This window comes from Xanthomonas sp. SI, assembly GCF_014236855.1.
Classification (GTDB): domain Bacteria; phylum Pseudomonadota; class Gammaproteobacteria; order Xanthomonadales; family Xanthomonadaceae; genus Xanthomonas_A.
The window spans coordinates 5175170-5199367 of the sequence record NZ_CP051261.1 but is presented as its reverse complement, the minus strand read 5'-3'; the positions used below and the strand labels follow the sequence as shown (position 1 = coordinate 5199367).

16 protein-coding genes are annotated in these 24198 nt (G+C 70.0%); 11 read left to right on the top strand and 5 right to left on the bottom strand.

Translation table 11 applies throughout. The annotated features are described in order from the left end of the window. Positions 1–138: 138 nt before the first annotated feature. The 3 genes from hemH (at position 139) to HEP75_RS21930 (ending at position 4444) form a co-directional block, all read left to right on the top strand. Positions 139–1098, top strand: coding sequence for a ferrochelatase (gene hemH, locus HEP75_RS21940; protein ID WP_185824955.1), 960 nt, complete (start codon positions 139–141; stop codon positions 1096–1098). Further along, positions 1095–1943 (top strand): alpha/beta hydrolase, encoded by an 849-nt coding sequence (locus HEP75_RS21935; RefSeq protein WP_185814603.1) that lies wholly within the window; start codon positions 1095–1097, stop codon positions 1941–1943. The genes hemH and HEP75_RS21935 overlap by 4 nt, the downstream gene beginning before the upstream one ends. A 320-nt stretch (positions 1944–2263) precedes the next feature. Next, a complete protein-coding gene (locus tag HEP75_RS21930; protein WP_185824954.1) occupies positions 2264–4444 on the top strand; it encodes a methyl-accepting chemotaxis protein in 2181 nt (726 codons plus the stop codon). Between the two features lie 713 nt (positions 4445–5157). Here the strand turns inward: HEP75_RS21930 and HEP75_RS21925 are convergent. The 3 genes from HEP75_RS21925 to ttcA form a co-directional block, all read right to left on the bottom strand. After that, a complete protein-coding gene (locus HEP75_RS21925; protein WP_185824953.1) occupies positions 5158–5937 on the bottom strand; it encodes a SprT family zinc-dependent metalloprotease in 780 nt (259 codons plus the stop codon). Positions 5938–6295: 358 nt separating this feature from the next. Next, complete coding sequence (locus HEP75_RS21920; protein ID WP_185824952.1) at positions 6296–7204, bottom strand: recombination-associated protein RdgC; 909 nt, start codon at positions 7202–7204, stop codon at positions 6296–6298. A gap of 132 nt (positions 7205–7336) precedes the next feature. Next, the gene (gene ttcA / locus HEP75_RS21915; protein WP_185824951.1) at positions 7337–8212 is read right to left on the bottom strand and encodes a tRNA 2-thiocytidine(32) synthetase TtcA; all 876 of its coding nucleotides are present in this window, start codon (positions 8210–8212) and stop codon (positions 7337–7339) included. Positions 8213–8734: 522 nt separating this feature from the next. On the opposite strand from ttcA, the gene xylA reads away from it, so the two are divergent. Continuing rightward, positions 8735–10075: a xylose isomerase gene (xylA, locus tag HEP75_RS21905; RefSeq protein WP_185824949.1), complete on the top strand. Its 1341-nt coding sequence runs from the start codon at positions 8735–8737 to the stop codon at positions 10073–10075. A gap of 26 nt (positions 10076–10101) precedes the next feature. On the opposite strand, the gene HEP75_RS21900 is transcribed toward xylA, so the two are convergent. Next, positions 10102–11178 (bottom strand): LacI family DNA-binding transcriptional regulator, encoded by a 1077-nt coding sequence (locus HEP75_RS21900; protein ID WP_185824948.1) that lies wholly within the window; start codon positions 11176–11178, stop codon positions 10102–10104. Positions 11179–11360: 182 nt separating this feature from the next. On the opposite strand from HEP75_RS21900, the gene HEP75_RS21895 reads away from it, so the two are divergent. From HEP75_RS21895 to HEP75_RS21870, 6 genes are all read left to right on the top strand, one after another. Further along, positions 11361–13562 (top strand): alpha-glucuronidase family glycosyl hydrolase, encoded by a 2202-nt coding sequence (locus HEP75_RS21895; RefSeq protein WP_255423942.1) that lies wholly within the window; start codon positions 11361–11363, stop codon positions 13560–13562. Continuing rightward, positions 13559–15550, top strand: coding sequence for a sialate O-acetylesterase (locus tag HEP75_RS21890; RefSeq protein WP_185824947.1), 1992 nt, complete (start codon positions 13559–13561; stop codon positions 15548–15550). Before HEP75_RS21895 ends, HEP75_RS21890 begins: the two co-directional genes overlap by 4 nt. A 10-nt stretch (positions 15551–15560) precedes the next feature. Continuing rightward, the gene (manD, locus tag HEP75_RS21885; RefSeq protein WP_179570167.1) at positions 15561–16820 is read left to right on the top strand and encodes a D-mannonate dehydratase ManD; all 1260 of its coding nucleotides are present in this window, start codon (positions 15561–15563) and stop codon (positions 16818–16820) included. 53 nt (positions 16821–16873) lie between these two features. After that, entirely contained in the window at positions 16874–18526 is a 1653-nt protein-coding gene (locus HEP75_RS21880) for a glycoside hydrolase family 43 protein (protein ID WP_185824946.1), read from the top strand. 3 nt (positions 18527–18529) lie between these two features. Further along, positions 18530–21274 (top strand): glycoside hydrolase family 3 protein, encoded by a 2745-nt coding sequence (locus tag HEP75_RS21875; RefSeq protein WP_255423941.1) that lies wholly within the window; start codon positions 18530–18532, stop codon positions 21272–21274. 412 nt (positions 21275–21686) lie between these two features. Next, complete coding sequence (locus HEP75_RS21870) at positions 21687–23156, top strand: mannitol dehydrogenase family protein (RefSeq protein WP_185824945.1); 1470 nt, start codon at positions 21687–21689, stop codon at positions 23154–23156. A gap of 77 nt (positions 23157–23233) precedes the next feature. Here HEP75_RS21870 and HEP75_RS21865 read toward each other — a convergent pair whose 3' ends face one another. Next, a complete protein-coding gene (locus HEP75_RS21865) occupies positions 23234–23596 on the bottom strand; it encodes a hypothetical protein (protein ID WP_185824944.1) in 363 nt (120 codons plus the stop codon). 148 nt (positions 23597–23744) lie between these two features. Between HEP75_RS21865 and HEP75_RS21860 the strand changes: the two genes are divergently transcribed. Then, on the top strand, positions 23745–24143 hold the full coding sequence (locus HEP75_RS21860; protein WP_185824943.1) for a hypothetical protein: 399 nt from the start codon (positions 23745–23747) through the stop codon (positions 24141–24143). Positions 24144–24198 lie beyond the last annotated feature (55 nt).

The following is a 24198-nucleotide window of genomic DNA, read 5'->3' as shown; positions in this document are numbered from 1 at the left end:
AAGATACTGCAAGTCCTTGAACTTAGTCACAGCGCAATGAATCGGCAATGAGTGCGCGCGGCGCTGCGCGGGCGCATCGATCGTTGCGATAGACACGATCGCGACGCGCGCGGCGGGCGCCTCTGCCACAATGCGTGGATGAGCGACGCACCCGAGACCGCCGTGCTGGTGGTGAATCTAGGCACGCCCGAGGCGCCGACCGCGCCTGCGGTCGCCCGTTACCTGGCCGAATTCCTCGGCGACAAACGCGTGGTCGCCATCCCCAGGCTGTTCTGGTGGCCGCTGCTGAACTGGGTGATCCTGCCGCGGCGCTCGCCGCGTTCGGCAGAGAAGTACGCGCTGGTGTGGCTGCCGGAAGGCTCGCCGCTGGCGGTGTACACCCGGCGCCTGACCGAGGGCATGCAGCGCGAACTGCCCGGGCACCGCGTGGCCTGGGCGATGCGCTACGGCACCCCGGCGCTGGCGCCGGCACTGGACGCGCTGCGCGACGGCGGCGTGCGCCGGATCGTGGTGCTGCCGCTGTACCCGCAGTATTCGACCACCACCACCGCCTCGATCGAGGACGTGGTGCAGGCCTGGCAGGCGCGCAATCCGCAGCTGCCGGTGACCCTGATCGAGGACTATCCGACCGATCCGGGCTGGGTCGAGGCGGTGGCCGACAGCGTGCGTGCGCATTGGGCGCAGCACGGCCGCGGCGAGACCCTGTTCTTCTCCTTCCATGGCCTGCCGCAGCGCGTGGCCAACAACGGCGACCCGTATCCGCAACGCTGCGAGGCCAGCGCGCAGGCGATCGCCGCGGCGCTGGGCCTGAGCGCCGACGAATGGCAGCTCGGCTACCAGTCGCGCTTCGGCGCCGAGCGTTGGCTGCAGCCGTATGCCGAGCCGAGCCTGTGGCAGCTGGCCGAGCAGGGCACCAAGCGGGTCGACGTGATCTGCCCGGGCTTCGCCACCGACTGCCTGGAAACGCTGGAAGAAGTGGCGATGGGCTTCGTCGAGACCTGCGCCGCGCGCGGCATGCAGGTGCGCTACATCCCCTGCCTCAACGACGCCCCGGCGCACGCGCGCGCGCTGGCGCAGCTGGCCGCCCGCGCCGCATGACGCTGCGCACCTTCGCCTGCCCTTCGCGGGTGGGCACGCTGGCCGGGCTGCGCAGCGGCGATCCGCATGGGCCCAAGGTGCTGGCGGTGCATGGCTGGCTGGACAACGCCGCCAGCTTCGTGCCGCTGAGCGCGCAGCTGCCGCAGTTGGACCTGGTGATGCTGGACCTGCCCGGCCACGGCCACAGCGAACCGTTGCCGGCCGGCGCCGACTATCTGCTGACCGGCGCGCTGCATCCGCTGCTGGACGCGGCCGACGCGCTGGGCTGGGAGCGCTTCGCGGTGATCGGCCATTCGATGGGCGCGGCGATCGCCAGCACCCTGGCCGCGGCGGCGCCGCAGCGCATCGAGAAGCTGGTCGCGATCGAAATGCTCGGCGGCCTGGCCGAGACCGTGGAGGGTACGCTGGAACGCCTGCGCGACAGCGTCGCCGCGACCCGCCGCGCCAACGCCAGCGCCTCGCCGCTGCGCGTGTTCCCCGACCTGGCCGCGCCGGTGCGCGCGCGGATGCTGGCCAACCAGCTCAGCGAGCCGGCGGCGCGGCTGCTGGTGGAACGCGGGGTCGAGGCGGTGGAGGGCGGCTACGTGTGGCGCAGCGACCGGCGCCTGACCCTGCCCACCGCGGTGCGGCTGAGCGAGGCGCAGGTGCAGGCGCTGCTGGCCGGCATCGACTGCCCGGCGCGGGTGATCTACGCCGACCCGGCGCAGCCGTATTTCCCCGAGCCGTTGCGCAACGAACGTGCGGCGCGGTTGCGCCATGGCCGCGTGCACGTGCTGCCCGGCACCCATCACCTGCACATGGAGCAGCCGGCCGCGGTGGCGGCGCTGTTGCACGACTTCTTCTGAGCCGCCGGCCGGCGCCGTTGCGCCGCCCTGCCAGCGCGGCATCGTGCGCCCGCCGCAGTGGGACGCTGCGCCGCTCGCCCGAACCGACGCCGTCGCACGTCCAGCACACGCCCTCGAACGTCAACGCGTGCACGAACGGCGCCAGCGCCTGCTCAAGTTCCCGGCATCGCCGCCGATAAACGCCTGGGACGCGCGGCACGCCGCGGTTGCGATCCACCCGGCGTCACAGTTCGCCATGTTGTCGTAGGTCGGTCGCGTTTCGGTAAAGCTTGCTGGCCAGGGTACGCGTGGGCAATTGCGCCCGAACCTTCCCCGCCCCGATGATCCGTCTCCTTCGCCGTTATCCCGTCGGTCCCCGACTGACCTTCGCCTTCGCGGCCCTGCTGCTGCTCTGCGGCGCGCTGATCGTCGCCAGCCTGGCCTCGATGGCCATGGCGCGTCACCAGCTCGACGACATCAGCCTGGACAAGATGGAGAAGATCCGCCTGTCCGATGCCATGGTCACCGCCCAGGCGCGGCTGGAAATCGGCCTGCTCAACGATGTGATCCTGACCAACCCCGACGAGAAGCGCGAGATCGTGCGCGCGATCGGCCAGGCCGCGCGCGACTACGCGCAGGTACGCCGCAAGCTGTTCGCGATGCGCCTGGATCCGGCCGACCGCACCGGCGCGCAGCGCCGCGCCGCGATCGACCAGGCCTATGTCCAGGTGCAGCCGTTCCAGACCCAGGTGCTGGCGCTGGCCGCCGACAACCAGAACTTGGACGCGCAGACCCTGCATCTGTACACGCTGCAGCCATTGCTGGCGAACTGGCAGCAGGCGATCCAGCGCAATGCCACGCACCTGCGCTCGCTCAGCGACCAGGCGTATACCGATGCGGTGACGACGATGGACCGCGCGCGCTGGATGCTGTTGATCGGCGGCGGCCTGCTGCTGGCGGTCAGCACCTGGCTGGGTTGGTGCATCACCCAGAGCCTGGTGCGGCCGCTGCGCGAAGGCACGCGGATCGCCGCGGCGATCGCCGCCGGCCGGCTCGACGCACCGCTGCCGGTGCACGGCAACGACGAGGCCGCCGAGCTGCTGCGCAGCATGCAGACCATGCAGGCGCAGTTGCGCGCGGTGCTCGCCGAGCAACGGCAGATGGCGCAGCGCCACGCCGCCGGCGCGGTCGCGCACCGCAGCGACGCGGCAGGGTTCCCGGGCGAATACGGGCAACTGCTGCACGATGCCAATGCGCTGGTCGACCTGCACGTGGGCACGGTGCAGTCCACGGTCGCGTTGATGCAGCGCTACGCCATCGGCGACCTCAGCGAGGACATGCCGCGCCTGCCCGGCGAGCAGGCGGCGATCTCCGACACCATGGACGCGATCAAGGCCAACCTCGGCGCGCTCAACCGCGACATCTGGCACCTGGCGGCGGCCGCGGCGGCCGGCGATTTCAGCGCGCGCGGCGACGTCGGCCGCCACCAGCACGATTTCCGCACCATGCTGGAAAGCCTGAACCAGCTGATGGCGACCGTGGACGGCAACCTCGGCGCGCTGTCGACGCTGCTGCGCGCGATCGCCTGCGGCGACCTGGGCGTGCGCATGCATGGCGAATTCCATGGCGTGTTCGCGGGCATGCGCGACGACGCCAACGCCACCGCCGACCAGCTGGCGGGGATCGTGGCCGGCATCCAGCAGGCGGCGGCGGCGATCGACAGCGAGGCCGGCGCCATCGCCGGCGGGCACCAGGACCTGTCGCGCCGCAGCGCCGAGCAGGCCGGTGCGCTGGAGCGTACCGCGGCATCGGCGGCGCAACTGACCGAGACGGTCAAACAGAACGCCGCGCACGCGGACCAGGCCAACCAGTTGGCGACCGTCGCGGCGTCGGTCGCGCGCCAGGGCGGCGCGGCGATCGACGAAGCAGTGGCGGCGATGCAGGGCGTGCAGGGCTCGTCGCGCAAGATCGGCGAGATCATCGCGGTGATCGACAGCATCGCGTTCCAGACCAACATCCTGGCCCTGAACGCGGCGGTGGAGGCGGCGCGTGCCGGCGAGCAGGGGCGCGGCTTCGCCGTGGTCGCCAGCGAGGTGCGCGCGCTGGCGCAGCGCTCGGCCGGGGCGGCGAAGGAGATCAAGACGCTGATCGAAGCCTCCCTGTCCCAGGTCGCGGTGGCCTCGGCGCAGGTCCACGGCGCCGGCCAGACCATGGGCCGGGTGCTGGCTTCGATGCGCGAGGTCAACGACGTCGTGGCCGGGATCGCGGTGGCCTCGCAGGCGCAGTCGGCCGGCATCGAGCAGGTCGGCCAGGCGATGGCGCAGATGGACCGCAGCACGCAGCAGAACCTGGCGCTGGTGGAGCAGGCCACCGCGGCCTCGCATGCGCTGGAACAGCAGGCCGGCACGCTGGCCGCGGCGGTGGCGGTGTTCCGGCTGCAGCCGGCGGTGCCGGAACGGCGGCCCGTGGCCGCTGCGCCGGCGTCAGTGCCTGCCGGACTCGCCCTCGCCGTTGGCGGCTAAGCGGGTGGGCATAGCGCATGGGCGGGGGCCGTGGCAGGGGCGCTCCCGCTCGCGTGGCGCCAGCGGATCGGCCTTACCTGGGCCGGCGGCTGAATGCGGCGCCTACACACCGCTTGTGAAGCTTGTGTGTAGAAAAAATTTCGCTTAAGTTCCCGCCACGCCTGCCGACAAAACAGGCATAGACGCGATACGTCTTGCGTACGTGGCCCGATCCCGGCGTCCTGACATGCCGGCGTAGCGCCGCTCGGACCGTATCGTTCGCTGGCGCCGGAGGCCGCGCCAGGTGTGAGGTAGGCGGGGAGAGGGGGCCTGCCGGGCGCTGCGCATGGAGTTCTTCTTCCGCAGCGCTGAGGCGAAACCCGCCGTCCTTCCGTTTTCTCCGACTTCCGTTTCTCCGATCTGTCCATCGCCGCGGCGCTGCGCGCCTCGATGCGCGCGATCCATTCCCGAAGACGCCGCCGGATTCGCCCGGCGCGCCGCGACTGCGCGTCTTGTGGCCGTGTCGCACTACGTTGGCTACCGGCCTGACAGGCCCAACTTGCATGGCCGCTCTCATGGGTCCAGGCATGGCCGGCTTGCCGGCGTTGGGCTCGCGGTCCACCGCGGCCGGCAGGCCGTCGCCCCGCGCTATGCCATCGTCCGGGCTGAAACAGCCTCCATGCTTTCTTGCGTGCCTTGCCTCGTGGGCGCAACAGCGGCGCGCACGAGCCGCCCTAACTCAACAGCCGCCGCAGTTGCGCCTTCAGGCGCCGACCGTGCGCGTGGAAATAGTCGCGCTCGGCCCGCCAGGCCGGGAACCGCGCTTCCACCTCGCGCCAGAACGCCGGCGAGTGGTTGGCCTGCAGCAGATGGCATAGCTCGTGGACCAGCACGTACTCGAACGCCGAGGGCTGGCCCAGCACCAGCGCCAGATCCAGCGCCATCGAGCCATCCGGCGCCAGCGAACCCCATTGCGAGGACATCACCTTCAGCCGCACCCGCGCCGGTGCGCGCGGCAGCGAGGGCAGGTACTTGGGCAGCCAGCGGCCGACGTCGGCGCGCGCCTGCGCTTCGTAGAACTCGCGCAGCGCGCGCGCGATCGCGGCATCGCCGGCGCGCGCCGGCAGCTGCAGCTCCGCCCCGTCGCCATCGACCTGCAGCCGCGCGTAGCGGCCCTCGCTCCAGCGCAGCGGCAGGCGTTCGCCGCGCAGCGGCAGCCAGCCGGGCACGCCGCGCTGCAGGCCGGGCTCGTCGTCTTCGTCCTGGTAACGCGCCAGCTGCTCGCCGAGCCAGTGCCGGTGCTCGATCAGGAAGCGCTCGCCGGACACCAGGCTGGCGCGCAGCGGCAGGGTCAGCCGCGCGCCGCGTTCGTCCACGCTGAGCTTGATCCGCCGCGCGCGCGGGTCGCGCACGCGCAGCACCTCGATCTCGCGCTCGTCCAACCGCAGGCGGACGAGGTCGCGTTCGACGGCCGCGGCGGGCGGCGCGATCAGGCGACGGAGGAAATCGGGCATGCGCACAGCATACCGCTCATGCGCACGCGCACGGTGACAGCGCGCACCGATCGCGCTGCATGCTTCAGCTGAGTTCCGGCACAGTGGCCTGCGGGTCGTTCGGCAGCGGATCCGGACAGCGCACGCCAACGCCTCTGTAGGAGCGGCTTCAGCCGCGACGAACGAAGTGAGGAAGCTGGCCGGTTTGGCAGCAGTCGGGACTGAAGTCCCTCCTACAGTGCACCCGACCCAGCAGGCGCGCGGCTTGTGTAGGAGCGGCTTCAGCCGCGACGAACGCAGCCCGGAAATGGGCCGGCTTCGGTGCCTGTCTGGGCCGATGGCGCGAGGCGCGATCGGCCCAGATGTCGCCGGCCTCGCCTCAGGTCTCCGCCTTGCTCAGCTTCAACGCCTCTTCCAGCAACAGAAACAGGCGCCGCACTTCGGCGCTCATCAGCGCGAAACGGGCGTCCAGTTCGGCGCGCACGCCGTCCTGGTCGGTGTTCTCCAGCTGGTCCAGGGCGCCGTCGAGGAACTTCAGCTTGCGGATCACCAGGTCGTCGCCGAGCACGAAGGAGACATGGTCGTCCAGGATCAGCGCCAGCTTGGTGACCTGCTTGCCGGCTTCCAGGTGCTTGTCGATCTCGTCGCAGCGCAGTTCCTGGTGCTGGCACTTGACCACCGCGCCGCCTTCGATCGGATCCTTCATCTCGCACTCCTCGCCCAGGCTCAGGCCTTCGGGCAGGGGCTCGCCGGCGATCCAGCCAGTCAGGATCGAGCGCGGCGCCACTTCCGCATTCAGCGGCAGCGCCGGGAAGCTGCCCAGCACGCCGCGGATCTCGGACATCACGTTCTCGCCGGTCTTGCGGCTGGAGGTGTCCACCGCGACGTAGCCGTGCTGCAGGTCGAGCATCGCGTCGGTGCGCGAGGACTTGACGAAGGCGCGCGGCAGCAATTCGTGGATCAGATCGTCCTTGAGCCGCTTGCGCGCCTTGCCGCCGGGCCGGCGGCCTTCCTTCTCCTCGATCTCGGCGACCTTGCGCTCGAGCAGGTCGTTGACCACCGAGCCGGGCAGGATCTTGTCCTCGCCGCCGACGGTCAGCCACAGGAACTCGGCGATGCGGTGCGACAGCACTTCGCGCTCGTCGCGGCCGAACGGGGAGATGAAGCCGCGCGAGCTCATTTCCAGCGGGCCGACCGGCTTGAGCTGCACTTCCGGCAGGAGCTTGTCGATCTCGGAGAAGTCGAGGGTGGTGGGGAAGCGGAACAGGGTCAGGTTGCGAAAGAACATCGAGCATCCAGCAGAAGGAAACGGAACGGCCCGGCGCCGTGCGCAGGGTGGGCGGCGGGCATTGTCGCATCGCTCCCGCCCGGATACCGCAACGCGCGGTTCAGCGGCGCGTGCGCGCCGCCGGCAGCGGCCTCAGGTGTCGTCGTCGAGCGGCCAGGCGGACGTGGCCGGCGCGGTATCGGCAGCGCCGAGCGTGCGGAAATCGAACAGCGCCGGGTCGGCCAGCTGCGCCGGCTGCACGTTGCCCATGGCGCGCGCGATCTGCTCGATGCGACCGGGATGGTCGCGGTCCCACTGCTGCAGCATCAGCCCGACCTGGCGCCGCTGCAGATTCTCCTGGCTGCCGCACAGCGTGCACGGGATCAGCGGGAAGCCGCGCGCCTGCGCGTAGTCGGCGATGTCGGCCTCGCGCACGTAGGCCAGCGGCCGGATCACCACGTGGTGGCCGTCGTCGCTGCGCAGCTTCGGCGCCATCGCCGCGAGCCTGGCGTGGAAGAACAGGTTCATGAAGAAGGTGGCGACGAGGTCGTCGCGGTGGTGGCCCAGCGCGATCTTGCTGATGCCGTTTTCGGCGGCATAGCGGTACAGCGCGCCGCGGCGCAGCCGCGAGCACAGCGAACACATGGTCTTGCCTTCGGGCACCACGCGGCTGACCACCGAGTAGGTGTCCTGCTCGATCACGTGCCAGGCCACGCCGAGCGCGCGCAGGTAGTCGGGCAGTACCTGCGCGGGAAAGCCGGGCTGTTTCTGGTCCAGGTTCACCGCCACCAGTTCGAACGGCACCGGCGCCTTGCGCTGCAGCTGCAGCAGGATGTCCAGTAGCGTGTAGCTGTCCTTGCCGCCGGACAAGCAGACCATGACCTTGTCGCCGGCCTCGATCATGCCGAAATCGGCGATCGCCTGGCCGACCTGCCGGCACAGGCGCTTGCCCAGCGCCGACGGCGTGCGCCGCTCGCGCGGGGCGGGATCGGCGAGGCGTTGCGGCAGCGGCAGGGGCGCGGAGGTCATCGGCGCGCATTGTAGTCGGCGCGCTGCACAATCGTTGAGCGGGACGCATGGGTTACCCGCGCGAGATCGCGACGTGGCGCACGTTGCGGCCGGCGTGTTGCACTGTGGTGGCGCGCACGCTGCGGATACGGATGGCGCAGCGCAGCAAGCGTTTCGCCGATGGGCTGGGTAAAGTCCGCCTGTCCCCCCGGCTTGCGAACCGCATCTGATGGCCCCGTCGGCTTCCCTCCGCAGTGAAGCTTTTTTTAGCGCTGTTTCTGGTAGCGCTACCATAACGTTGCGTATGGCGCGGGCCACCACGCGCGCAGGCTACCGGATGCGGCGCCTGAGCTTCGCCCGGGACTGCGCCTGCAGCATCCGCGCGACCAGTGCACGGGGCAGCCACGGCGATCGCGCCGCGCGCATATCCGTGCCGGCGCTGCTCCATCCATGCGTGCCCGGGTCCATCCCGCTGCCTTCCGCCGCCGCCGCGGCCGAACCCGCCTCTTCTTGTTCCTCCCACTCGACAGGATTCCACCTCCCATGAGCACTTCCGTCTACATCGGCGCCAAGGAATACTTCCCGGGCATCGGCCGCATCGCGTTCGAAGGCAAGGCCTCGGACAATCCGCTCGCCTTCAAGGTCTACGACGCGAACAAGCGCATCGGCGACAAGACCATGGCCGAGCACCTGCGCTTCGCGGTGGCGTACTGGCACAGCTTCTGCGGCAACGGCGCCGATCCGTTCGGTCCGGGCACGCGCGCCTATCCGTGGGACGCCGGCAGCGACGCGCTGGGCCGCGCCGAGGCCAAGGCCGATGCGGCGTTCGAGTTCTTCACCAAGCTCGGCGTGCCGTACTACTGCTTCCACGATATCGACCTGGCGCCGGACGCCGACGACGTCGGCCAGTACGAGAAGAACCTCACACACATGGTCGGTATCGCCAAGCAGCGCCAAGCGGACACCGGCATCAAGCTGCTGTGGGGCACCGCCAACCTGTTCTCGCACCCGCGCTACATGAACGGCGCCTCGACCAACCCGGACTTCAACGTGGTCGCGCGCGCGGCGGTGCAGGTCAAGGCTGCGCTCGACGCCACGGTGGAGCTGGGCGGCGAGAACTACGTGTTCTGGGGCGGCCGCGAAGGCTATGCCAGCCTGCACAACACGCAGATGAAGCGCGAGCAGGACAACATGGCGCGCTTTCTGACCATCGCTCGCGACTACGGCCGCAGCATCGGCTTCAAAGGCAATTTCCTGATCGAGCCCAAGCCGATGGAGCCGATGAAGCACCAGTACGACTTCGACAGCGCCACGGTGATCGGCTTCCTGCGCCAGCACGGCCTGGACCAGGACTTCAAGCTCAACATCGAGGCCAACCACGCCACGCTGTCGGGCCACAGCTTCGAGCACGACCTGCAGGTGGCCAGCGATGCCGGGCTGCTCGGCAGCATCGACGCCAACCGCGGCAATCCGCAGAACGGTTGGGACACCGACCAGTTCCCGACCGACCTGTACGACACGGTCGGCGCGATGCTGGTGGTGCTGCGGCAGGGCGGGCTGGCGCCGGGCGGCTTGAACTTCGACGCCAAGGTGCGGCGCGAGTCGTCCGATCCGCAGGATCTGTTCCTGGCCCACATCGGCGGCATGGACGCGTTCGCGCGCGGGCTGGAAGTGGCCCATGCGCTGCTGACGTCCTCGCCGCTGGAGCAATGGCGCGCCGAGCGTTACAGCAGCTTCGACAGCGGCGCCGGCGCGGCGTTCGCGGCCGGCAGCAGCACGCTGGCGGACCTGGCGGCGCACGCGGCCAAGGCCGGCGCGCCCAAGCAGGTCAGCGGCCGCCAGGAAGCCTACGAGAACCTGATCAACCAGTACCTGATCCGCTGATGCGGAACCTGCCGCCCGCCGCCGCGTCAGCGCCGTTCGCTGCGCGCGGCGGCCGGTGCGGCCACCGAATCGCGCTTGACCAGCTGATGAGCGAGCACATGATCGATCTTCGTCCGAGCCGTGCGTTCCTTGCTGCGGATGCTGCGCAACAGGATGTCGATCGCCGCATCGGCCATGGCTGCGATCGGCTGGCGGATGGTGGTCAGTTCCGGCCACACGGTGGTCGCGGCGGAGGTGTCGTCGAAACCGACCACCGACAGGTCGTGCGGCACGTCCAGGCCGCGCCGATGCGCGACCGAGATCGCCGCGGCGGCCATGTCGTCGTTGCTGGCGATGATCGCGCTGGGCCGATGGCGGCGCGACAGCAGTTTCTCGGCGGCGTCCAGGCCGGAGCGATAGGTGTAGTCGCCCGGCTGCAGCAGGTGCCGGTCCAGGCGCAGCCCGGCCTCAGCCAGCGCCGCCTGGAAGCCTTCGAAGCGGCGCGCGCTGGCCGACAGATTGGAGCGGCCGGCGATGTAGCCGATACGCGTGTGGCCCTGCGCGATCAGGTAGGCGGTGATGTCCTTGCTGGCGTTGAACTCGTCGATACGCACGCAGGCGACCTGGTCGCTGAAGCGGTCGGAGGCGATCGCCACCACCGGCACCTTGGCGCGCACCAGCTCGCGGATCGCCGCATCCGATTCGCACAGCGGCGGCGGCAGGATCACCCCGGCCACGCCGCTCTTGGCCAGCTTGCGCGCGGCCTTGCGTTCGGCCTCGGCGCCGAGGTCGTCCCAGTAGTCCATCACCACCTGGATCGAGGTGCGCGAGGCCGCGCGCAGCACCCCGACCAGCAGCTCGCCGAGGTAGGCGCCGCTGGGATTGCTGTAGATCAGCGCGACCCGGGTGCTCTGCGCGGCAGCCAGCGCGCTGGCCGCCAGGTTCGGCGTGTAACCGAGCGTGTCGACCGCGCGCATGACTTGCTCGCGGGTGCTGTCGCGCACGTTGCCCTGGCCGTTGATCACCCGCGACACGGTCATCGGCGAGACCTTGGCCAGTGCGGCCACCTCGTCGATGGTCACGGCGAGGCTCTTGCGGCGAACCGATTTCCTGACCTTCTCCAAGATGCGCCTCTTCGTTGGCTTGCGGGCGTGGATCGCGACCGGGGACGTGCTGCGCAAGCCGCGTGTGCGGCGGCGCCGCGACACGGTGTGGATCCCGACACGAGTGACGGCTGCATGGTACCGGGAAGCCGAGTGGGCGGCGACCGCAGGCGAGCGCCGGCACCGTGCCAGCGGGGGCGCGCATGAGCGGCCACCCGCGGCTGCGTGCGCAGCAGCGTCGGCGCCCGTTGCGCGGCAGATGGCTGCGCAGCGCCTGCCTGTGGCTGGTGCTTTTGTTGCCGATCGCCGTGGCCCAGGCCGAGGACGGCTACGATCTATGGTTGCGCTACCAGCCGCTGGCCGAGGCACAGGCCGCGCCGTGGCGCGCGGCCGCCACGCAGCTGGTGGCCGGCGCCGACACGCCGATGCAGCAGGCCGCGCGCGACGAACTGCGCCGCGGCCTGGGCGGCCTGCTCGGCGCCGAGCCGCCACTGGCGGCAAGTGCGGACCGCGCCGGCGCGATCGTGCTCGGCACCCCGGCCACGCCGGCGATCGCGCGGCTGCGGCTGGACATGCGAGGCCTGGGCGAAGAGGGCTACCTGATCCGCAGCGTGGTGGTCGACGGCCGCCCGCTCACCGCCATCGTCGGCGGTGGCGAGCGCGGCGCGCTGTATGCGGCGTTCCGCTTCCTGCGCCTGCTGCAGACCGGGCAGGCACCGGCGCCGCTGGCGTTGCGCGATGCGCCGCGGGTGAAGCTGCGCGTGCTCGATCACTGGGACAACCTGGACGGCGTGATCGAACGCGGCTACGCCGGCGCCTCGCTCTGGGACTGGCAGAAACTGCCCGGCTACGTGGACCCGCGCTATACCGACTACGCGCGCGCCAACGCCTCGATCGGCATCAACGGCGCGGTGCTGAACAACGTCAACGCCAAGGCGCTGAGCCTGACCGCGGCCTACCTGGACAAGACCGCGGCGCTGGCCGCGGCGCTGCGGCCATACGGCATCCGCGTGTACCTGAGCGCGCGCTTCAGCGCGCCGATCGAGATCGGCGGACTGCGCAGCGCCGATCCGCTGGACCCGGCGGTGCGGCGCTGGTGGAAGGACAAGGCGGACGAGATCTACGCGCGCATTCCCGATTTCGGCGGCTTCCTGGTCAAGGCCAATTCCGAAGGCCAGCCAGGCCCGCAGGACTACGGGCGCAGCCACGCCGACGGCGCCAACATGCTCGCCGACGCGCTGGCGCCGCATGGCGGGGTGGTGATGTGGCGGGCCTTCGTCTATTCGCACGAACAACCGGACGACCGTGCCAAGCAGGCCTACAGCGAGTTCGTGCCGCTGGACGGCAAGTTCCGCGACAACGTGGTGGTGCAGGTCAAGAACGGCGCCATCGACTTCCAGCCGCGCGAGCCGTTCCATCCGCTGTTCGGAGCGATGCCGAAGACGCCGCTGATGCTGGAATTCCAGATCACCAAGGAGTACCTGGGCTTCGCCACGCACCTGGTCTACCTGGGCACGCTGTACCAGGAAACCCTGCAAGCGGACACGCGGCGCGGCAAGCGCGCGACGGTGGCGCGGGTGGTGGAGGGCGCGGTGGACGGGCATGCGCTCAGCGGCATCGCAGGTGTCGCCAACATCGGTGCCGACCGCAACTGGTGCGGCTCGATCTTCGACCAGGCCAACTGGTACGCGTTCGGGCGGCTGGCCTGGGATCCGCAGGGCGATGCGCAGGCCATCGCCGAGGATTGGGTGCGGATGACCTTCGGCAACGATCCGGCGCTGGTCGCGCCGGTGGTCGGCATGATGATGGCTTCGCACGAAGCCGCGGTCGATTACATGACCCCGCTCGGCCTGCATCACCTGATGGGCCGCGGCCACCATTACGGCCCGGCGCCGTGGGACGCGGGCAGCGCGCGGCCGGACTGGGACCCGGTGTACTACCACCGCGCCGACCGCAACGGCATCGGCTTCGACCGCAGCGCGACCGGCAGCAACGCGGTGGCGCAGTACGCGCCGCCGCTGGCGCGCCGCTTCGGCGACGTGCGCACGGTGCCGGAGGAATACCTGCTGTGGTTCCACCACGTACCGTGGGACCATCGCATGGCCTCGGGCCAGCCGCTGTGGAATGCGCTGCTCGGCCGCTACGACCACGGCGTGGCCGAGGTGGCGCGGATGCGAGCGACCTGGGCCGGGCTTGCACCGTACGTGGACGCGCAGCGCTATCGCCAGGTCGCCGACTTCCTGGCGATCCAGCAGCGCGAGGCGCAGTGGTGGCGCGATGCCAGCATTGCGTATTGGCAAGAGGTGTCCGGACGCGCGCTGCCGCCGGGCACCGTAGCGCCGCCGCATCCGCTGGCGTATTACCAATCGCTGTCGTTTCCGTACGCACCGGGAAATCCGAAATGACGCCGCACCGTTCCGCTGTCCACATCACCCGCCGCCTGCTGTTGGCGGCGCTGTGCGTGCCCGCGTTCGCGCATGCCGACGACGCACCGTTGTTGAATGCGCTGTTCCAGGACCACGCGGTGCTGCAGCGCGATGCGCCGATCCGCGTCTGGGGGCAGGCCGCGGCCGGCGAGACGGTGACCGTGCAGCTGGCGCAGCAGCGCGTGCAGGCGCGCGCCGACCGCCAGGGCCGCTGGCAGGCGCAGCTGGCGCCGTTGCCAGCCGGCGGGCCGTACGTCCTGCAGGCCAGCACCGCGCACGGCCGCGTGCAGCGCGCCGACGACGTGCTGCTTGGCGACGTGTGGCTGTGCTCGGGCCAGTCGAACATGGAGCTGCCGGTGCAGCGCACGCTGGATACGCGCAGCGAGATCGCCGACGCGCAGCAGCCGGCGATCCGCATGTTCAAGGTGCCGGCGCAGTCCAGCCCGACCCCGCAGGCGCAGTTCGGCGGCGCCGCCGCCTGGCAGCCGACCACGCCGGAGACGGTGGGCGCGTTCTCCGCGGCCTGCTATTACTTCGCCCGCGAACTGCGCAAGACGGTGGACGTGCCGATGGGGCTGATCAATGCCTCCTGGGGCGGTTCGCAGATGCAGGCGTGGATCGGCGATGCGGCGCTGCGCAAGGTGGACGGCAACGCGCCGGCGCTGGACGTGCTGGCGCGCTACGCCAAGGATCCGCAGCAGGCGGCGCCGCGCTGGGGCGGGCTGTGGGAGACGTGGTGGCGCGCGCACGGCACTGGTGCGCCTTGGCAGCCGGACGATGCCAGTGAAGACTGGCGCGCCGCACCGGCGGCGCTGGGCGCCTGGGACGACTGGGGCGTGCCGCAGCTGGTCAATTTCAACGGCATGGTCTGGTACCGCAGCACGGTCACGTTGAGCGCCGAGCAGGCGAAACAGCAGGCGACGCTGGCGCTGGGGCCGGTGGACGAACTCGACCAGACCTGGGTCAACGGCCAGGCGGTGGGCAGCAGCTACGGCGCCGACCAACCGCGCAGCTATCGCCTGCCGCGCGGTACGTTGCACGCGGGCAAGAACACCGTGGTGGTCAACGTGTACAACAGCTACCGCCGCGGCGGCCTGCTCGGCGCTGCGCAGGCGCAGCAGCTGCAACTGGGCGACGGCAGTCGGGTGGCGCTGGCCGGGTGGCAATACCGCATCGTGCCGCCGCAGCTGGGCACGCCGCCGCGCGCGCCGTGGTCCTCGGCCGCGGGCCTGACCACGCTGTACAACGGCATGATCGCGCCGCTGGGCCGGGTCGGCCTGCGCGGCGTGCTGTGGTACCAGGGCGAATCCAATACCGGCGATGCCGCCGGCTATCCGGCATTGCTCGACGCCTGGCAGCGCGATTGGCGGCAGCGCTTCGGCGCGCAATTGCCGCTGCTGCTGGTGCAACTGGCCAACTACGGCGCGCCGCCCACCCAGCCCGGCGACAGCGGCTGGGCGCAGCTGCGCGAGGCGCAACGGCGCTTCGTCGCGGCCGATCCGCACGCCGGCCTGGCGGTGGCGATCGACATCGGCGACCGCTACGACATCCATCCGGCCAACAAGCAGGAACTCGGCCGGCGCCTGGCGCGCGCGGCGCGGCACGTGGTCTACGGCGAGGCCTTGGCGCCGTCCGGGCCGGTGCCGCATGCGCTGCGCCGCGATGGCGCAGCGCTGGTCGTCGATTTCGACGATGTCGATGGCGCATTGCAGACCTATAGCGCGGATGCACCGATCGGTTTCGAACTGTGCGGCGCGGCATCCGGCAGCTGCCGCTATGCGCAGGCCGAACTGCAGGGCCGCAGCGTGCGCCTGCCGGTTCCCGCCGGCACCGCGCCTACCCGCGTTCGCTATTGCTGGGCCGACAGCCCGGTGTGCACCTTGTTCGACCGCGCCAGGCTGCCGGCCGGTCCGTTCGAACTTTCCCTCCCGTCCGTGGCCCGTGCGGCTGCGGCTTCTTCCCCGTGAGCGATCCGCGATGACCCAGACTTCCGATAGCGCTTCTTCCGCCCAAGGCTCGGCCCGCGATCGCGAGATCGTCGAGGCGCGGGTCATCGTCACCTGCCCGGGGCGCAATTTCGTCACCCTCAAGATCGTCACCCGTTCCGGCGTGTACGGCCTGGGCGACGCCACCCTCAACGGCCGCGAACTGGCGGTGGCGTCCTATCTGCAGGACCACGTGGTGCCGAACCTGATCGGCCGCGACGCCGGCCGCATCGAGGACATCTGGCAGTTCTTCTACCGCGGCGCGTACTGGCGGCGCGGGCCGGTGACGATGACCGCGATCGCCGCGGTGGACGTGGCGCTGTGGGACATCCTCGGCAAGATGGCCGGCATGCCGCTGTACCAGCTGCTGGGTGGGCGCTCGCGCGAAGGCGCGCTGGTCTACGGCCACGCCAACGGCCGCGACATCGCCGAGACCAGCGAGGAAGTCGCCCGCTTCCGCGAACTGGGCTTCATCGCCATCCGCGCGCAGTGCGGCGTGCCCGGGATCAAGAAGACCTACGGCATTTCCAGCGGCGGCAAGCCCTACGAACCGGCCGAGAGCGAACTGCCGACCGAGACCGTGTGGTCCACGCCGCGCTATCTCAGCGTGGTGCCGAAGTTGTTCGAACAGTTGCGCGCCGACCATGGCGACGAGATCGAACTGCTGCACGACGCGCATCACCGCCTGACCCCGATCGAGGCGGCGCGGCTGGCGCGCGACCTGGAACCGTACCGGCTGTTCTGGCTGGAAGACGCCACGCCCGCGGAAAACCAGCGCGCGTTCGAGACCATCCGCCAGCACTCGGTGACGCCGCTGGCGGTGGGCGAGGTGTTCAATTCGATCTGGGACTGCAAGCACCTGATCGAACAACAGCTGATCGACTACATCCGCACCACCATTGTGCATGCCGGCGGCATCACCCACGTGCGCCGCCTGGCCGACTTCGCCGCGCTGCACCAGGTGCGTACCGGCTTCCATGGCGCCACGGATCTTTCGCCGGTGTGCATGGGCGCGGCGCTGCACTTCGATACCTGGGTACCGAACTTCGGCATCCAGGAATACATGTTCCATTCCGACGAAGCCAACGCGGTGTTCCCGCACGACTACACCTTCCATGCCGGCCGCCTGCATTGCGGCGAGACGCCCGGGCATGGCGTGGACATCGACGAAACCCTGGCTGCACGTTATCCGTACGCGCCCAAGCAGTTGCCGGTGGCGCGGCTGGAAGACGGCGCGATGTGGGACTGGTGAGGCGCATGCGCTGGGGACGCGCACTGGTGTTGGCGCTTCTGTGTGTCGTGGCGATGCAGACGGCATCGGCGCAGCGCGGGCAGGCCGCCAACATTGCCGAATTCGACTGGTTCGAATACCGCGGCGACGATGCGGTGTTCGCCACGCCGCTGCCGCCCGGCCACTACCGCAACCCGGTGCTGGCCGGCTTCTATCCAGATCCCAGCGTCGTCCGCGCCAGCGACCGCTACTACCTGGTCAATTCCACCTTCGCCTATTTCCCGGCGATTCCGGTGTTCGAGAGTCGCGACCTGGTGCACTGGCGGCAGGTCGGCAATGTGGTCGAGCGCGCCGAGCAGCTGGACTACGACGGCCTGCGCGTGTCGCGCGGCATGTTCGCCGCCAGCATCGCGCACCATGACGGCCGCTTCTACGTGGTCGGCACCGCGGTGGACAGCGGCGGCAACTTCATCGCCACGGCGGACGACCCGGCCGGGCCGTGGTCGGCGCTGCACTGGTTGCCGGACATCGACGGCATCGACCCGTCGCTGTTCTTCGACGACGACGGTACCGCCTACCTGCTCAACAACGGCCCGCCCGACGGCGCGCCGCTGTACGAGGGACACCGCGCGATCTGGATGCAGCGTTTCGACCTGGCGCGGATGCAGCCGGTGGGCCCGCGCAAGGTGCTGGTCAACGGCGGCACCGATCTGGCCAGCAAGCCGATCTGGATCGAAGGCCCGCACCTGTACAAGCGAGACGGCTGGTACGTGCTGTCTTGCGCCGAAGGCGGCACCGGCCCGCAGCATTCGCAGGTGGCGCTGCGCAGCCGCACGCCGTGGGGGCCGTACGTGCCGGCGCCGCACAATCCGATCCTGACCCAGCGGGACCTGCCCGCCGAACGCGCCAACCCGATCAGCAACGCCGGCCATGCCGATCTGGTCGAAGGCCCCGACGGGAAGTGGTGGGCGCTGTTCCTGGCCAGCCGCCCGTACGCGGGCGATCGCTACAACACCGGCCGCGAGACCTTCCTGCTGCCGGTCACCTGGCACGACGGCTGGCCGTCGATCCTGCCCGCCGGGCAGCCGATTCCCTACGTCGCGCCGGGGCCGGCCGGACTGCGCGCCGAGGCCGATGCCGCACCATTGAGCGGCAACTTCACCTGGCGCGACGGCTTTGACGCGCCGCAGCGCGACCGCCGCTGGCTGCTGCTGCGCACGCCCAAGCGCGAATGGCTCGACCTGCGCGCGCGCCCGGGCTGGCTGACCCTGCAACCCGATACGCAAGGCCTGGACGGCAGCGGCAATCCGGCATTCCTGGGCTACCGGCAGCAGCACACCCGCTTCGACGCCAGCACCGCCGTGCAGATACCGGCGCAGCCGGGCCTGGTCGCCGGCCTGGCCGCATTCCAGAATGCCGATGCCTGGTACGTGCTCGGCGTGCGCCGCCGCGGCGCGCGCGCCGAAGTGTTCCTCGACAAACGCGACGGCAAGCGCACCACCACCGTCGCACGCAGTACGGTCGATGCCAAGGGCGCGCTGCGCCTGAAGATCGCCGGCGATGGCGGCCGCTATGGCTTCGCCTTCGCCGCCGATGGCCAGGACTGGCAGTGGCTGCGCCGCGACGACGATGCCGCGATGCTCAGCACGGCCGTGGCCGGCGGTTTCACTGGCACCACCCTCGGGCCGTACGCCCGCCGCGAACCGGATCGATCCGACAAGGAGTAGGCAATGCACATCGAGACTGCGCCGTACCAAGGACATGGCCGCCGCGTCGCGACGCTGGCGCTGCTGTTGGCCATCGCGCCGTGCGCGGCGTCCGCCGCCGAAGCGCCGCCGCCGTACCTGGACACCCAGCGCAGCTTCGAGCAGCGCGCCGCCGACCTGGTGTCGCGGATGACGCTGGAGGAAAAGGCCGCGCAGATGCAGAACGCCGCACCGGCGATCCCGCGCCTGGGCGTGCCGGCCTACGACTGGTGGAACGAGGCGCTGCACGGCGTGGCCCGCGCCGGCGGCGCCACCGTGTTCCCGCAGGCGATCGGCATGGCGGCCACCTTCGATGTGCCGCTGATGCACGACGTCTCCACCGCGATCAGCGACGAGGCGCGCGCCAAGCATCACGAGGCCCTGCGCCACGACCAGCACGCGCGCTACCAGGGCCTGACCTTCTGGTCGCCGAACATCAACATCTTCCGCGACCCGCGCTGGGGCCGTGGCCAGGAAACCTACGGCGAGGATCCGTTCCTCACCGCGCGCATGGGCGTGACCTTCGTGCAGGGCCTGCAGGGCGAGGGCGCGGATGTGCCGAAGAACGCGCAAGGCGAGGCCTATCGCAAGCTCGACGCCACCGCCAAGCACTTCGCCGTGCACAGCGGCCCGGAGGCCGACCGTCACCACTTCGACGCGCACCCGTCGCAGCGCGACCTGTACGAGACCTACCTGCCGGCGTTCGAAGCGCTGGTCAAGGAAGGCAAGGTGGATGCGGTGATGGGCGCCTACAACCGCGTGTTCGGCGAATCGGCCAGCGCCAGCAAGTTCCTGCTGCGCGACGTGCTGCGCGATCGGTGGGGCTTCGACGGCTACGTGGTGTCCGACTGCTGGGCGATCGTGGACATCTGGAAGAACCACAAGATCGTCGCCACCCGCGAGGAAGCCGCCGCGCTGGCGGTGAAGCACGGCACCGAGCTGGAATGCGGCGAGGAGTACTCCACGCTGCCGGCCGCCGTGCGCAAAGGGCTGATCAGCGAAGCAGAAGTCGACAAGGCCTTGCAGAAGCTGATGTATTCGCGCATGCGCCTGGGCATGTTCGACCCGCCGGGCACCCTGCGCTGGGCGCAGATTCCCATCTCGGCCAACCAGTCGCCCGAACACGACGCACTCGCCCGGCGCACCGCGCGCGAATCGCTGGTGCTGCTGAAGAACGACGGCGTGCTGCCGTTGTCGCGCGCGAAGATCAAGCGCATCGCCGTGGTCGGCCCCACCGCCGACGACACCATGGCGCTGCTCGGCAACTACTACGGCACGCCGGCCGCGCCGGTCACCGTGCTGCAAGGGATCCGTGAAGCCGCGCCCGACGCCGAAGTGCTCTACGCGCGTGGCGCCGACCTGGTCGAAGGCCGCGACGATCCCGCCGCCACGCCGCTGATCGAACCGCAGTACCTGCGCCCGTCGGCCGATTCGCCCGAGCGCGGCCTGCGCGGCGAATACTTCCGCAACCGCGAGCTGTCCGGCACCCCGGCGCTGGTGCGCACCGATGCGCAGATCGGCTTCAAGTGGGACCGCGGCTCGCCCACCGACAACCTGCTCGCGCGCGGCGAAGCCGGCCCGGACCAGGCCATCCCGGCCGACAACTTCAGCATCCGCTGGAGCGGAAAGCTGGTGCCGCCGGCCACCGGCACCTACCACCTGGAAACCGCAGCCGACGACGGCGTGCGCCTGTACCTGGACGGCAAGCGCCTGATCGACCGCTGGAGCGCCAGCGACCGCCTGCATGCCGACGGCGTCGATGTGCGCCTGGAGGCTGGCCGCAGCTACGACCTGCGCCTGGAGTACTACGAAGGCGAGCGCGATGCCGGCGTGCGCCTGGCCTGGCGCCAGCCCGGCGCCAAGCCGCCGCTGGACGAAGCGCTGGACGCGGCGCGGCGCGCCGACGTGGTGGTGTTCGTCGGCGGCCTGACCGGCGACGTGGAAGGCGAGGAGATGAAGGTCAACTATCCCGGCTTCGCCGGCGGCGACCGCACCGACCTGCGCCTGCCCAAGCCGCAGCGCGAGTTGCTCGAAGCGCTGCAGGGCACCGGCAAACCGGTGGTGGCGGTGCTGACCACCGGCTCGGCGCTGGCCATCGACTGGGCGCAGCAGCATGTGCCGGCGATCCTGCTGGCCTGGTACCCCGGCCAGCGCGGCGGCAGCGCCGTGGCCGACGTGCTGTTCGGCGACGCCAACCCCGGCGGCCGCCTGCCGGTGACGTTCTACAAGGAGAGCGAAACACTGCCGGCCTTCGACGACTACGCCATGCGCGGCCGCACCTACCGCTACTTCGCCGGCACCGCGCTGTACCCGTTCGGGCACGGCCTGTCGTACACCCGATTCGCCTATTCCGACCTGCGCCTGGACCGCAGCAAGCTCGCAGCCGACGGCAGCCTGCACGCCACGCTCAAGGTGAAGAACACCGGCCAGCGCGCCGGCGACGAAGTCGTGCAGCTGTACCTGCACCCGCTGTCGCCGAAGCGCGAACGCGCGGGCAAGGAACTGCGCGGCTTCCAGCGCATTGCCCTGCAACCCGGCGAAACCCGCGAAGTGCGCTTCGCCATCTCCCCGCAGACCGACCTGCGCATCTACGACGAGACGCGCAAGGCCTACGTGGTGGACCCGGGCGACTACGAACTGCAGGTCGGCGCCTCCAGCAGCGACGTACGCGCGCGCCAGCGCTTCAGCGTGCAGCCGTCGTCCGCGGCGGAGGCAAAGCCGCACAAGTGATGCGCGCGGTGGTGCGAGCAGGCAACGCTCGCACCACCGAAGCAGCGACGGCCCCGATCACCTCACCGACCAACCACCAGACCGACGCGATTCCTGTAGGAGCGGCTTCAGCCGCGACCGCCCTACCGACCAAACCCAGTCCGCCCAAGCTCCCCTGTAGGAGCGGCTTCAGCCGCGACCGCCTTACCGACCAAACGCAGCCCGCCTAATCCCCCCTGCAGGAGGTGCTTCAACCCCGACCGCTCTACCGACCAAGCATCGGCTCGCCCCAGCTCCCCTGTAGGAGGGACTTCAGTCCCGACGGCTTTACCGACCAAACACCAGCTCGCCTCAGCCCCATTGTGGGAGGGACTTCAGTCCCGACAGCCTTACCGACCAAGCCTCAGACCGAAATCCTCCTCCTGGATCTCCCGTGACCGAACCGCACCTCACCGCCGCCACGCTCCCCTGCCTGCCGCCGGCCATCGTCCGCCCTACCTACGCCCTGGAACGCGTCCGCATCGGCATCGTCCACCTCGGCGCCGGCGCCTTCCACCGCGGCCACCAGGCCGTCTATCTGGACGACCTGCTCGCGGACGAGCCGGACTGGGCGATCAGCGCCGTCTCCCTGCACAGCCCGCAGGTGCGCGACGCCCTGCGCCCGCAGGACGGCCTCTACACCCTCGCCCTGCTCGACGAACCCCCCGAGCTGCGCATCATCGGCGCCATCCGCGAAGTGCTCTGCGCGCAGGACGAACAACCCGCCGTCCTCGCCCGCCTGGCCGACCCGGCGGTGCGCCTGGTCACCCTCACCGTCACCGAGAAAGGCTACTGCCTGGCCGGCGAACAGCTCGACTTCGCCCATCCGGACATCGTCCACGACCTGGCCGCCCCGCACGCCCCGCGCAGCGCCATCGGCTACCTCGTCGCCGGCCTGCGCGAACGCCTGCGGCTGGGCCTGGCGCCGTACACCGTGCTCAGCTGCGACAACCTGCCCGACAACGGCGGCAAGCTGCGCCGCGCCGTCCTCCAGTTCGCCCACACCATTGACCCGGCGCTGGCCGCCTGGATCGAAACCGAAGCTGCCTTCCCACGCTCGATGGTCGACAGCATCACCCCGGCCAGCGACGACGCCCTGCGCGAACGCGTCGCCACGCAACTCGGCTGCCACGACGCCTGGCCGATCCAGCGCGAGCGCTACAGCCAATGGGTGATCGAAGACCGCTTCTGCAACGGCCGCCCGGCCTTCGAGCGCGCCGGCGTGACGTTGAGCAACGACATCGCCGGCTACGACCGCGCCAAGTTGCGCCTGCTCAACGGCCCGCATTCCGCGCTGGCCTACCTCGGCTCCCTGCTCGACCTGGACACCGTCGCCGACGCCATGCGTCACCCGCAACTGGCCGCCTTCGTCGACACCCTGATGCGCGAGGACATCGCCCCCACCCTGCAGCCGATGCCCGGCTTCGACCCGCAGCACTACACCGGCGCCATCCTCGCTCGCTTCCGCAACCCCGCCATCGCCCACCGGCTGGCGCAGATCGCCTGGGATGGCTCACAAAAAATTCCGGTACGCCTGCTTGGCACCATCGCCGACGCCCTGGCCGCCGGCCGCCGTATCGACCGCCTGTGCCTGCCGATCGCGGCGTGGATGCAGTTCGTGAGGCGGCAGGCGCGCGACGGCGTGGCACTGGTGGACCCGATGAGCGAGGTGCTGAGCGAGATCGGGCGTAGCGCGACCGGTGATGCAGGCCGCGATGTGGAGGCGTTCCTCAAGCTGGATGGCGTGTTCGCTCCGCTATCGCAGGATGTGCGCTTCGTCGAGACGCTGCGAGCGGTTTGTGCAATGTTGAGCGGTGACAACAGCGGACCGAAAGCTGTGGAAAGCGCTCTTGAGTCGGCATAGATCCGCAGTAGTCATTCGACGGCAAAAGCGAATGACGTCAAGGACGTTTTGTGCGAGCTGGTCGGCCTCCCGCCAAGTCATTCCGGATCGATAGCGACGCCATAGACTTCATAAAAGGGGGCTGCTGGAGGTTCCGGATACTGGCGGCCCACCATCTGCGTGGCGAAGCATCGCAGCGCGGGAACGTTCGGATTGACCAGATACTCGGTCACCTTGCCGCGGCGGTCGACGGTTGCGACAGCCTTGAAGCTGCTGATGCCGGCAGCTCTCGCCTCTGGCGCGCAGGTCTGATACACCTGAGCCCAGAATTGGTTGTGCACCAGAATCATCTCCCTTTCCCACAGCGTGCCGCGGAAGGTCGACGTTTGCCGGTCGCTTTCATCCTTTAACTGGTTCCAACGCTCGGTGGATGATAACGACGAGCAGTCGGCGCTACTCATGAAAACAACGAGCACGAATGAAATCGCTAGCAGCCGCCGCATAGTGTTCCTTGGGGTGTACGCTGATCTTGAGGTTTGAGCGTATCAGTGTAAGGCTGCAGCCACGCATCCAGCCATCCGAAGAGCAGCGAAAGCCCGCCTCACACGCATGGAACGGAATCAGATCGACCCAGCCTGGCCCAACGCACTGCGCTGGTTCCTAGCGCAGGACCTGACCAGCTTCACCCCCTGGCACTTCATCACCGAAGCGTCGGAGCTGGCGTTCGCGTCGCGTGCATTTGCCCGCGAGGATGTGAGCGGTGGCGACCTCTTCACCTTCGCCAGGCGCCAGGACCGCGAAGACTTCGCCGGGTTGCTGGTGGTCGATGGTCGCATCAGCGACACCGTCGTCTACTTTCATCCCGTGTTCGCCGACAGCTCCACGCCATCGCCTCGCACCTGGAACATCGTCGTCGCCAGCTTCGAAGACGTGTTCGCGTTCGTGGCGGGGCAGGTGATCCCGGACATGAAGGAATGGGCGCTTGCGGAGGATGCCGCGGAGCTATGAGCAAGACCCGACTCTTCTCGGTGTTACCTTAGCTCCGGCCGCCAGCAGGCTTCCA

Coding starts and splice junctions, on each gene's coding strand:
- manD (WP_179570167.1), top strand. CDS start 15,561: ATGACCCAGACTTCCGATAGCGCTTCTTCCGCCCAAGGCTCGGCCCGC.
- HEP75_RS21920 (WP_185824952.1), bottom strand. CDS start 7,204: ATGTTCTTTCGCAACCTGACCCTGTTCCGCTTCCCCACCACCCTCGAC.
- HEP75_RS21860 (WP_185824943.1), top strand. CDS start 23,745: ATGGAACGGAATCAGATCGACCCAGCCTGGCCCAACGCACTGCGCTGG.
- HEP75_RS21890 (WP_185824947.1), top strand. CDS start 13,559: ATGACGCCGCACCGTTCCGCTGTCCACATCACCCGCCGCCTGCTGTTG.
- hemH (WP_185824955.1), top strand. CDS start 139: ATGAGCGACGCACCCGAGACCGCCGTGCTGGTGGTGAATCTAGGCACG.
- HEP75_RS21930 (WP_185824954.1), top strand. CDS start 2,264: ATGATCCGTCTCCTTCGCCGTTATCCCGTCGGTCCCCGACTGACCTTC.
- HEP75_RS21895 (WP_255423942.1), top strand. CDS start 11,361: ATGAGCGGCCACCCGCGGCTGCGTGCGCAGCAGCGTCGGCGCCCGTTG.
- ttcA (WP_185824951.1), bottom strand. CDS start 8,212: ATGACCTCCGCGCCCCTGCCGCTGCCGCAACGCCTCGCCGATCCCGCC.
- HEP75_RS21925 (WP_185824953.1), bottom strand. CDS start 5,937: ATGCCCGATTTCCTCCGTCGCCTGATCGCGCCGCCCGCCGCGGCCGTC.
- HEP75_RS21865 (WP_185824944.1), bottom strand. CDS start 23,596: ATGAGTAGCGCCGACTGCTCGTCGTTATCATCCACCGAGCGTTGGAAC.
- xylA (WP_185824949.1), top strand. CDS start 8,735: ATGAGCACTTCCGTCTACATCGGCGCCAAGGAATACTTCCCGGGCATC.
- HEP75_RS21875 (WP_255423941.1), top strand. CDS start 18,530: ATGCACATCGAGACTGCGCCGTACCAAGGACATGGCCGCCGCGTCGCG.
- HEP75_RS21935 (WP_185814603.1), top strand. CDS start 1,095: ATGACGCTGCGCACCTTCGCCTGCCCTTCGCGGGTGGGCACGCTGGCC.
- HEP75_RS21880 (WP_185824946.1), top strand. CDS start 16,874: ATGCAGACGGCATCGGCGCAGCGCGGGCAGGCCGCCAACATTGCCGAA.